Here is a 9,758-nt window from a genome sequence, read left to right on the forward strand (position 1 = left end):
GCCTGGGCCGGAGCGGGCGCGCCCTTCTGCGCGAAGGACGCCGAGCCCGGGATGGGACGCTCCTCGCCGGCCTTGGCATCGAAGTTGTCCCACTTCGAGTCGGACGTACCGCTGATGCCGGAGAAGCGCAGCGCGAAGTCGTCCGGGTTGCTGGCCTGGCGGTGGGCCTCGTCGTAGGTGACGAGCCCGTTGCGCACGAGCCCCATCAACGACTGGTCGAAGGTCTGCATCCCGTAGGAGTCCGTGCCCTGCGCGATGGCGTCGTGGATCTCCTTCGTGCGGTCCTTGTCCTCGATGAGCTCCCGCACGCGCGTGGTGACGCGCAGCACCTCCACCGCCGCCACACGGCCCTTGCCGTCCGCGCGCGGCACGAGCCGCTGGCTCACCACGCCGCGCAGCACGCTGGAGAGCTGCAGACGCACCTGCTTCTGCTGGTGCGGGGGGAAGGCGGACACGATGCGGTTGATGGTCTCCGTCGCGTCCAGCGTGTGCAGCGTGGACATCACGAGGTGGCCCGTCTCCGCGGCGTGGAGCGCCGTTTCAATGGTCTCGTGGTCGCGCATTTCGCCCACCAGGATGACGTCCGGGTCCTGCCGCAGCGCGCTCTTGAGGGCCTGCGAGAAGCTCATCGTGTCCACACCCACTTCGCGCTGGTTCACGATGGAGCGCTTGTCGCGGATGAGGAACTCGATGGGGTCCTCGATGGTCATGATGTGGTTCGTCTCGTTGGAGTTGATGAAGTCGATCATCGCCGCCAACGTCGTGGACTTGCCGGAGCCCGTGGTGCCCGTCACCAGCACCAGGCCGCGCTCCTCGCCGCACACCTTCTCCAGCACCGGAGGCAGCAGCAGGTCCTTCATCGTCATCACCTTGAAGGGGATGACACGCAGCACCGCTCCCACCGTGCCGCGCTGCTGGAAGACGTTCACGCGGAAGCGGCCCAGGCCAGGGACTCCGTACGCCAGGTCCACCTCGTTGCTGACCTTGAACTTCTCCTTCTGGAACTCGTTCATGATGCCGAACGCCATGCGCGCCACCTCCTCCGGAGGCAGGCGGCGGCCGTCCTTGAGCGGCACCAGCGAACCGTCCACGCGGAACATGGGCGGCAGGCCCGCCTTCAGGTGGATGTCGGAGGCACCGCCGCGCAGGGCGATCTGCAGGATTTCGTTGAGTTCCATGGGAGGGCCCGGATGCTAGCAGAACGCCCGCGCTGGCCGCGACGGGGCAGCGGGTGACCCCGCAAAGCACAACGGCGGAGGTCCCTGAAAGAGGACCCCCGCCGAGGAGCGGCTCCAGCGAGCCGGCAAGCAGTTTAGCGCTTGGAGAACTGGAACCGACGACGGGCGCCGGGCTGGCCGTACTTCTTGCGCTCGACCGCGCGAGCATCGCGGGTGAGGAAGCCGGCCTTCTTCAACGCCGGACGGAACTCCGGGTTGAAGGCGCACAGCGCGCGCGCGATGCCGTGACGGATGGCACCGGCCTGACCAGAGAGGCCGCCACCGCGCACGTTGACCGTGACGTCGAGCTTGCCCTTCTGCTCCAGGATCTCCAGCGGCTGGTTGAGCACCATCTTCGACGTCTCACGGCCGAAGTACTCATTGATGTCGCGGCCGTTGATGACCACGAGGCCATTGCCAGGACGCAGCCACACACGAGCGGTGGCCTCCTTGCGGCGGCCGGTGGCGTAGAAACCAAGTTCAGGATTGATCGCCATGGCTGTTCCTTACGCCTCGACCTTGTACGCCACCGGCTGCTGCGCGGTGTGCGGATGGGTATCACCGGCATACACCTTGAGCTTGGTCATCATCTGACGGCCCAGGGCGCTGCGCGGAAGCATGCGACGCACCGCATTGAGGATCACGTCCTCGGGGTGCTTGGCGCGGAGCTTCTGCAGGTTGGTGATCTTCAGGGCGCCCGGGAAACCGGCGTACGGGTGCCGGTAGTAGAGCTTGTCGGTCTCCTTCGTGCCCGTCACCTTCACCTTGTCGGCGTTGATGACGATCACGTGGTCGCCCGTGTCGATGGACGGGGTGTACGTCGGCTTGTGCTTGCCCTTCAGCAGGGTAGCAATCTGACTGGCGGCGCGGCCAAGCACCTTGTCGGACACGTCAATGACGTGCCACTGGCGCTTGATGTCCGCGGCCTTGGCGCTGTAGGTCTTCTGCGACATTTCGTGCACTCCAAACTTCGGCGCGGCACCCAGGTGCATGCCAGGGGACGCGTGCTCGTGCGAAACCAACCGCGGGTCCTCCGCCAAAAACTCCGACAGAAGCCCGGAAAGGCCGAACCTCCTAGCGGGACCCTGGGATCAAGTCAAGGTCGGGCGCACAGGGCCTGGAAATCCGGCCGCCTAGGGCACCCGACCGGGCGTCCCCGGGCCAGGACCGCCGCCAGGAGGCCCCGGCGGAGGCTTCTTGAACCGCTCCTTCAGGTTGGCGAAGAAGTTCTTCTCCTTCTCATCCGGAGGGCCCTGACGCGGCGCGTCCATGTCCACGTTCTCGAAGGCGTCCGGGGGCAGGTCCTCCAGGAAGCGCGAGGGCGTGCGGGGGACCTCCTTGCCGCGCTTCACGCGCACCGTGGAGCGCGTGAGGTAGAGCAGCTCCTTGGCGCGGGTGATGCCCACGTAGCAGAGGCGGCGCTCCTCCTCGAGGTTCTGCGCCTCGCCCTGCATGCCGCCGTGGGGCATCAGGTCCTCCTCCATGCCCAGGAAGAAGACGAGCCGGTACTCCAGGCCCTTGGAGGCGTGCAGCGACATGAGCGTCACGCGGCGGTTCTGGCCGGGGACCTCTTCCTCCTCCTGGCGCGTGTCCAGGCTGAGGCGGTTCAGGTACGTGAGGAGGCTGGCCTTGGGGCCCTCGCGCTTCTCGAACTTCTCCAGCGACGCGAGCACATGGTCCACGCTCTTGAGCTTCTTGTCCGCGGCGGTGCCGGAGACGGCCTTGGCGCGCGTGGCCTCGCGGAAGCCGATCTCCTCCAAGAGCTTCTGCGTCGCCTCCGAGAGGCGCGGGGCGTGGAGGAAGGCGTCGCGGTAGCGCTCCACCATCTCCACGAACTCCAGCACCTTGCCACCCGCGCCGGCCGGCAGGTCCTCGTAGGTGTCCGCGCGGCGCATGGACGTCCAGAGCGTCACGCCCTCCGCGCGCGAGTGCGCGTGCAGGCGCTCCATCGTCACGTCGCCGATGCCGCGTGCCGGCACGTTGACGATGCGCATGAGGCTGATCTCATCCAGCCGGTTGGCCAGCACCTTGAAGTACGCGATGACGTCCTTCACCTCGCTGCGGTCGAAGAACTCGCTGCCGCCCACGACCTCGTAGGCGATGTTCTTCTCACGCAGCATCTCCTCCACCGGGCGCGACTGGCCGTTGGTGCGGTAGAGCACCGCGATGTCATCCGCGGGGATGCCCTGGGAGATGTGCTTCTGGATTTCGTGCGCGACGAAGCGGGCCTCCTCCTCGTCGTTGGGACAGGCCACGACCTTGACCAGCTCTCCGCCCCGGCGGTCGGTCCACATGCGCTTGTCCTTGCGCTCGGGGTTCTTCGCGATGACGGCGTTGGCCGCGTCCAGCACCCGCTGCGAGGAGCGGTAGTTCTGCTCCAGCCGCACCTCCTTGCCGCCCGGGAAGTGCTTCTCGAAGTCGAGGATGTTGCGCACCTCCGCGCCTCTCCACGAATAGATGCACTGGTCGTCATCCCCCACCGCGCACACGTTGCGCGCCTCGCCCGCGAGCAGCTTGAGCAGGTCCAGCTGGGCGTGGTTGGTGTCCTGGAACTCGTCCACCAGCAGGTAGCGGAAGCGCTGCGTGTACTTGCGGTGTAGGTCCGGGTGTTCGCGCAGGAGGCGCGCGGGCAGCACCAGCAGGTCGTCGAAGTCCACCGAGCCCTGCGCCTTGAGCGCGAGCTGGTAGTCCGCGAACACCATCGCGGTGATGAGGTCGTAGTCGTCCCCCATCCCTTCGCCCTTGGGCTGCGGCACCTCTCCGGAGTTCTTCGCCTTGGAGATGAGGTTGAGGACCTTGCGCACGTCGAAGGCGCGGTCGTCGATGCGCTTCTCGCGCATGGCGCGGCGGATGATGGACAGCTGGTCGCCCATGTCCGCGATGGCGAACTTCTTCGGCCAGCCCAGCCGGTGGATGTCCTCGCGCAGCATCTCCGCGCCGAACGCGTGGAAGGTGCACACCAGGACGCCCTGGGCGCGCGGACCGGCCATGTGGATGAGCCGCTCCTTCATCTCCGTGGCGGCCTTGTTGGTGAAGGTGACGGCCAGGATGTTGCGGGCCAGCAGGTGGCCGGGCCGCTCGTTGAGCAGGTGGACGATGCGGTGGGTGATGACCCGTGTCTTGCCGCTGCCGGCGCCGGCCAGCACGAGCAGGGGACCCTCGGTCGTCAGCACGGCCTCACGCTGTGGAGGATTGAGCTTCGAAAGGTCCATTGCGCGCAGGCCGGGGATACCCTTTGATTCGTTCGTGCGCGACTATTTCCTACGGCTGGCCATCGCGACGCTCGCGCTCGGCGTGGGCGGCGGATGCCTTGACGACGAACGCACGACTTCTCCCACCCCGCGCGATGTGGTGACCACCGCCGCACCGTGCGTGTACTTCAAGGATCTGGCGCCCTTCCTGCCGGATTCGCTGGAGGGCTTCACGGTGGGCGCCACCGGGGGCTCCACCGGCAAGTACGGCGAGGTGTCCGTGTCGGAGGCGGAGCGCACCTACACCCGCGGCGAGGACCGGGAGGTGAAGGTGCGCATCGTGGACACCACCCTGGGGCTCAAGCTGGGGCAGGCCATCCGCGAGGCGGCGCAGAAGGCGCGGGGCCGGGCGGCGAGCGACCCGACGGCGCCCATCCAGTGGAAGGAGGCCGTGGGCTTCGTGCGCTATGACGCGGACGAGGGCATGGCGGAGGCGAACCTGCTGGTGGGTGAGCGCTTCGTGGTGGCCGTCACCAGCCGTGGCTTCCCCAGCACCGTGGAGGTGCGGCGGGTGGCGCGCGGCATCGATCTGGCCGGGCTGGCCCGGCTGCAGTGATTCCAGTTCAAGGAGCGTCCGTGGCGGTGAAGGAGAAGGGGTCCCGACCCCAGACGGCCCAGGAGTTGTTGGAGCAGGAGAAGATGGCGCGCCTGGGCGTGTCGTCGCTGGGCAAGCGCGAGTTCCTGGATCAATTCCAGAAGCTGTCCAAGAGCTACTCGGTGGACCCGGGCAACCCGGGCTCCTACGCGTGCGAGGGCTGTCAGCGCTGCGCCAACTGCATGTTCTGCAAGGACTGCGACAGCTGCCACCAGTGCACGCACTGCACGCGCTGCGAGCTGTGCACCAACTGTTCGCACTGCGTGGAGTGCAAGAACTGCCACGCGTGCGCGTACTGCGTGCAGAGCGAGAACTGCTCCAACAGCGCGTACGTGGTGCTGAGCAAGAACCTGCAGGACTGCAACTACTGCTTCGGCTGCGTGGGCCTGTCCAAGAAGGACTTCCACATCCTCAACGTGGGCTTCTCCCGCACCGAGTACTTCAAGGTCGTGGGCAGGCTGCGCAAGGAGCTGGCCATTCCTTAGCGCCCCTCGCGCGCCTGCCGCTTCGGCCTACAAGGCGCGCACGTAGAGGGCCTTGAGGTACTCCGTCTCCGCGAGGCCCGCGAGCACCGGGTGGTCCAGGCCCGCGCCCCGGCGCTCCAGAATCTGCACCGGGCGCTTCGCGTCCGCGGCGGCGTCCAGCACCATGGACTCGAAGCCCTCGCGGTCCAGCTTCCCCGAGCACGAGCACGTCACCAGCAGGCCGTCCGGCTTGAGGCAGCGCAGGGCGCGCAGGTTGAGCTCGTGGTAGGCGCGCAGCGCGGTGGCCAGGCCCTCGCGGCGCTTGGCGAGCCCCGGCGGGTCCAGGACGATGGTGTCGAAGCGGCGGCCCTCCTGGTCGAAGCGGCGCAGCACGTCGAACGCGTTGCCATTCTCCACCTTCACGTTCGAGCGGCCATTGGCGGCCGCGTTCGCCTGCGCGCGGGCCGCGGCCTTCGCGTCCTGCTCCACCGCGAGCACCGACGTGCAGTGCTTCGCGAGCGCGAGCGCGAACCCACCGTGGTAGCTGAAGCAGTCCAGCGCGTCGCCCCGGCCCAGCTCGCCCGCGCGCAGGTGGTTGTCCACCTGATCCAGGAACGCGCCCGTCTTCATGTCGCCCAGCAGGTCCACGTCGAAGCGGTTTTCGCCCTCGTGGTAGCTGAAGCGCGCGTCGCCCTCGCCGTGCAGCAGGCGCACCTCGCGCGGCAGGCTTTCGAAGTCGCGGCCGGAGGCGTCGTCGCGGCACACCACGTGGGTGGCGCCCGTCATCTTCACCAGCGCGCGGGCGAGCATCTCCTTGCGCGCGTCCATGCCCTCGGAGAGCGTTTGAATGGTGAGGCCCGGGCCGTAGCGGTCCACGAAGAAGCCGGGCAGCTGGTCCGCTTCGCCGTGCACCAGCCGCAGGCCGTCTCGGCCGGGGAGCACCGCGCGGCGGGCCAGGGCGGCCTCCACGCGGCGGATGAAGAAGGCGTCGTCCACCTTCTCCTCCGCGGGGCTCTTGCGGGTGAGCAGGCGGATGGCGAGCGGGGAGCGGCGGGCGTAGAGCGCCTGCCCGATGGGGTTGCCCTGCGGGTCCACCACCGCGACCACCGCGCCAGGCGTGTCGGTGGTGGGGGGCTCCATCAGCTCCGTGCGGTACAGCCAGGGGGAGCCTCGACGCAGCGTCTTGGCGCCCTTCAAGCTGACACGGGCAGTGGGAAGGGAAGGCATGTGGGGGCTCACTCCAGGCCGCGTGCGGCCAGTTCCTCGTCGTCCTCCCCTCGCAGATGCCCGATTTCATGCAGCAGTGTCACGCGAATCTGTTCGCGCAGCTCTTCGGGCGTGCGCACCGCCCGGGCCAGGTTGCGCCGGTAGAGGGCCACGGAGCGGCACGGCGTCTCCGTCCCGTCGCAGGGCTCGCCCAGGGAGGGGCCCCGGAACAGCCCCAGGATGGTGGGCGACAGGGGTGGCTGGTTGGCGAGCAGGTCGTCCTCCGAGGGAATCTCCTCGGTGGCCACCGGCACGCCCTCCAGGTCCTTGCGCATGTCCTCCGGCAGGTCCGCCAGCGCGCGCGTCACCTGGGCCCGGAACTCGTCCGGCGTCGGCAGGGGCGGCGGGGGGAAGTCCTGGGGCTCCAGCGTGCGGGCCCGGTCGAAGTGCTCCTGGGCCTGCTTCCAGCGCCCCTCGCGCTCCAGCAGCAGGCCCAGGTGCTGGTGCGCGTGCGCCGCGCGCTCCTTGTCCGTCAGGAGCGAAGCGAAGGCGGCCTTCGCCTCGCGGAAGCGGCACAGCTCGAAGAGGGCCAGGGCCTTCTCGTACTTCGCCTCCAGGTTGCCCGGCTCGCGGGCGAGCACGATGGCCGCGCGCTCCAGCGCCTGGTCCGCCTGCCCCAGGTCGTTGAAGGCCATGGCCGCCACCAGCGCCAGGGAGGGGACGAGCTCCGGGGGCGTGGAGGGCTGGGACAGGCCGCGCTCGGCGTAGAGCGCGCCCAGTTCGTCCCGCTCGCGCGTGGAGGGCAGCTGCACCGCGTACAGGTGCGCGGCGCCCAGCAGCGCGTCCGGGTCTCCCGGGTCGATGGCCAGCGCGCGGGCGAAGGCGAGCTGCGCCTCCGGCTCTCGGTGGAGGAAGGCCAGGGCGGCGCCGCGCTCGGCGTGGGCGGCGGCCAGGTCCGGCTCCAGCGCGGCGGCCTGCGCGGCGCAGGAGAGGGCCTCCTCGTAGTGGCCCTCGTCGTAGTAGCGGCGGGCCGCGTCCAGGGGCGCATCCCCGCGCGCGTCGCACACCGCCAGCGGGTGCACCTCCGCCACTCCGTCTTCCGGCGACGTCACGGAGGCTTCAAGGCCCGAGTCGGAGGCGCCCCCCGCGTCCAGGGAGGCCGTGGCGAGCGTGCCCGCGTCGGCGGTCACGGTGGCTTGCGCACCCGCATCCGTGCCCGCGTCGGCGACAGCCGGAGGGGGGCGTTTGCAGGAGGCGAGCAGGAGACAGACAGCGAGCAGACCGCGCCGCGACATGGGGTGGGAGGCTATGGCATCCGCCCCATCCACCGGAAGCGGGGACGTGCCTGCCCGCTCGAAGGGCCCCTTCCCCACCCCGGCTGCACTACCCTCACCCCACCCCATGAAAAACCCTGGCCCCCCCGGCGACCTGTTCCTCGCGTCCACCTCCAGCGCGCGCAAGGCCCTGATGGACGGGCTGGGCCTGCCCTACCGCACCGAGGCCCCCGGCGTGGACGAGCACGTGCCCGCCCAGCTCTCCGCCCTGGAGGCCGTGGCGATGCTCGCGGTGCGCAAGGCCCGCGCGGTGCATGAGCGCCACCCGGACGCCTGGGTCCTGGGCGCGGATCAGCTGGTGGAGGTGGAGGGCACGACGCTGGGCAAGCCCCACGACCGGGACGCCGCCCGCGCGCAGCTTGGGCGCCTGCTGGGCCACACCCACGCCATCCACACCGGCGTGTGTCTGGTGGGCCCAGGCGGCCACCTCACGCAGGCCGTGGAGACCACGCACCTCACGTTCTTCCCGCTGCCGCCCGAGGAGCTGGAGCGCTACCTGGACACCGGCGAGTGGGAGGGCTGCGCGGGCAGCTACCGCGTGGAGGGCCAGGGGCAGGCGCTGCTCGCGAAGCTCGAAGGGGACCGCACCAACGTGCAGGGACTGCCCATGCTGCCGGTGGTGCGGCTGTTGCGGCAGGCGGGCTTCGCGTTCTTCGCCCGCCCTTGAAGGCTTCTCAGCCCGCGCTGGACAGCTCCGCCAGGATCTCGCTGTACGCGGCGCGGGCCTTGTCCGTCTGGTCCGCCTTGAAGCTCACCGCGGACACCACCGGGTGCCCGCCCCCGCCGTAGCGGCCGGCGATGGCGGCCAGGTCGTGCTTGCGCGTATGGGGCTGCCATGGGTTGGAGCCCAGCGACACCTTGGCGCGCGAAGCACCCTTGCCCACCCACAGCGTGTAGCGCGCGTTCGGGTAGAGCGCGTAGGCGATGAACTTGTTGAGGCTGTCCACGCCCTCGTCCACCAGGTCGAAGAAGACGACGCCGTTCTCGTAGCGGGCCTTCTCGCGCACCAGGTCGATGTTGCGCTGGTGCTTGAAGAGCAGCGGCGCCAGCGGGGCGGAGATGAGGGGCGAGGCGGCGATGTCCGAAAGCGACTCGGACTGCATGCGGCGGATGACCTCCGGGATGAGCGTCTCATCCTTCGTGGACTCCAGCACCGTCATGATGCGCAGCGCGGGCTCCTCCAGCGCCACCGCCATCTGGGGGCTGGGGAACTGCGCGCCGTCGATGATCTCCGCCCAGTGCAGCAGGTCCGACAGCGCGGACGCATCCCAGCCGAAGCGCTCACGCGCCACGTCCGCCAGGTACAGCGTGCAGCTCTTGCGGTGCGCGTCGTGGAACTTCTTCCCGCTGGTGTCGCGCTGGAAGTGGGGCTCGTCGCCCGGCTGCTGGAAGGCGGAGGCGTGGTGGTCAAACCACCAGGTGAGCCGCGCGTCCTGGCTGTAGCGAAAGTCGACGATGACGTTCTCGTCCCCGGTGAAGACGGCCGGATCAATGCCCTCCGCCCCCGGCTTGTGCGACAGCCCCCGGTAGCTGAACGTCGCGTCCGCGCGCACGCGCTCCCTGTAGAAGCGGGTGAAGACCGCGGCGCTGGCCGCGCCGTCGAAACAATTGTCGTGGAAGAGGACCTGGACTCGCATGGCGGTCCGCCCTCTATCCCAAATCCCCCGTCCCCGCTCGCGCCCCCCTCGGAC

At 69.4% G+C, this 9,758-nt stretch carries 10 protein-coding genes; 3 read left to right on the forward strand and 7 right to left on the reverse strand.

What is annotated here, in order from left to right:
* From D7Y13_RS32100 to D7Y13_RS32115, 4 genes are all read right to left on the reverse strand, one after another.
* Window positions 1–1,178: type IV pilus twitching motility protein PilT (locus D7Y13_RS32100; RefSeq protein ID WP_147444529.1), on the reverse strand; the 1,178-nt coding region annotated here is incomplete at its 3' end.
* Window positions 1,179–1,312: 134 nt separating this feature from the next.
* Window positions 1,313–1,714 carry a 30S ribosomal protein S9 gene (rpsI, locus tag D7Y13_RS32105; protein WP_120537583.1) on the reverse strand — a complete coding sequence of 134 codons (402 nt, stop codon included), beginning with the start codon at window positions 1,712–1,714 and terminating at the stop codon, window positions 1,313–1,315.
* Window positions 1,715–1,723: 9 nt separating this feature from the next.
* Window positions 1,724–2,170, reverse strand: coding sequence for a 50S ribosomal protein L13 (gene rplM, locus D7Y13_RS32110; RefSeq protein WP_120537584.1), 447 nt, complete (start codon window positions 2,168–2,170; stop codon window positions 1,724–1,726).
* A gap of 180 nt (window positions 2,171–2,350) precedes the next feature.
* Window positions 2,351–4,429, reverse strand: a complete 2,079-nt coding sequence (locus tag D7Y13_RS32115; protein WP_120537585.1) for an ATP-dependent helicase — start codon at window positions 4,427–4,429, stop codon at window positions 2,351–2,353.
* A gap of 34 nt (window positions 4,430–4,463) precedes the next feature.
* Here D7Y13_RS32115 and D7Y13_RS32120 point away from each other — a divergent pair, with 34 nt between their 5' ends.
* Together D7Y13_RS32120 and D7Y13_RS32125 are read left to right on the forward strand one after the other, a co-directional pair.
* The gene (locus D7Y13_RS32120; protein ID WP_233595966.1) at window positions 4,464–5,024 is read left to right on the forward strand and encodes a hypothetical protein; all 561 of its coding nucleotides are present in this window, start codon (window positions 4,464–4,466) and stop codon (window positions 5,022–5,024) included.
* Window positions 5,025–5,050: 26 nt separating this feature from the next.
* Entirely contained in the window at window positions 5,051–5,548 is a 498-nt protein-coding gene (locus D7Y13_RS32125; RefSeq protein WP_120537589.1) for a caib/baif family protein, read from the forward strand.
* 27 nt (window positions 5,549–5,575) lie between these two features.
* Here D7Y13_RS32125 and D7Y13_RS32130 read toward each other — a convergent pair whose 3' ends face one another.
* Together D7Y13_RS32130 and D7Y13_RS32135 are read right to left on the reverse strand one after the other, a co-directional pair.
* Window positions 5,576–6,754: a class I SAM-dependent rRNA methyltransferase gene (locus D7Y13_RS32130; RefSeq protein WP_120585804.1), complete on the reverse strand. Its 1,179-nt coding sequence runs from the start codon at window positions 6,752–6,754 to the stop codon at window positions 5,576–5,578.
* An 8-nt stretch (window positions 6,755–6,762) separates the two neighbouring features.
* A complete protein-coding gene (locus D7Y13_RS32135) occupies window positions 6,763–8,028 on the reverse strand; it encodes a metallopeptidase family protein (protein ID WP_120585803.1) in 1,266 nt (421 codons plus the stop codon).
* A gap of 106 nt (window positions 8,029–8,134) precedes the next feature.
* Between D7Y13_RS32135 and D7Y13_RS32140 the strand changes: the two genes are divergently transcribed.
* Window positions 8,135–8,734, forward strand: a complete 600-nt coding sequence (locus D7Y13_RS32140; RefSeq protein ID WP_120630878.1) for a Maf family protein — start codon at window positions 8,135–8,137, stop codon at window positions 8,732–8,734.
* Window positions 8,735–8,741: 7 nt separating this feature from the next.
* On the opposite strand, the gene D7Y13_RS32145 is transcribed toward D7Y13_RS32140, so the two are convergent.
* Window positions 8,742–9,704 carry a hypothetical protein gene (locus D7Y13_RS32145; protein ID WP_120586029.1) on the reverse strand — a complete coding sequence of 321 codons (963 nt, stop codon included), beginning with the start codon at window positions 9,702–9,704 and terminating at the stop codon, window positions 8,742–8,744.
* Between the last annotated feature and the right edge of the window lie 54 nt (window positions 9,705–9,758).

Source organism: Corallococcus praedator (assembly GCF_003612125.1).
GTDB classification, from domain to species: Bacteria; Myxococcota; Myxococcia; order Myxococcales; family Myxococcaceae; genus Corallococcus; species Corallococcus praedator.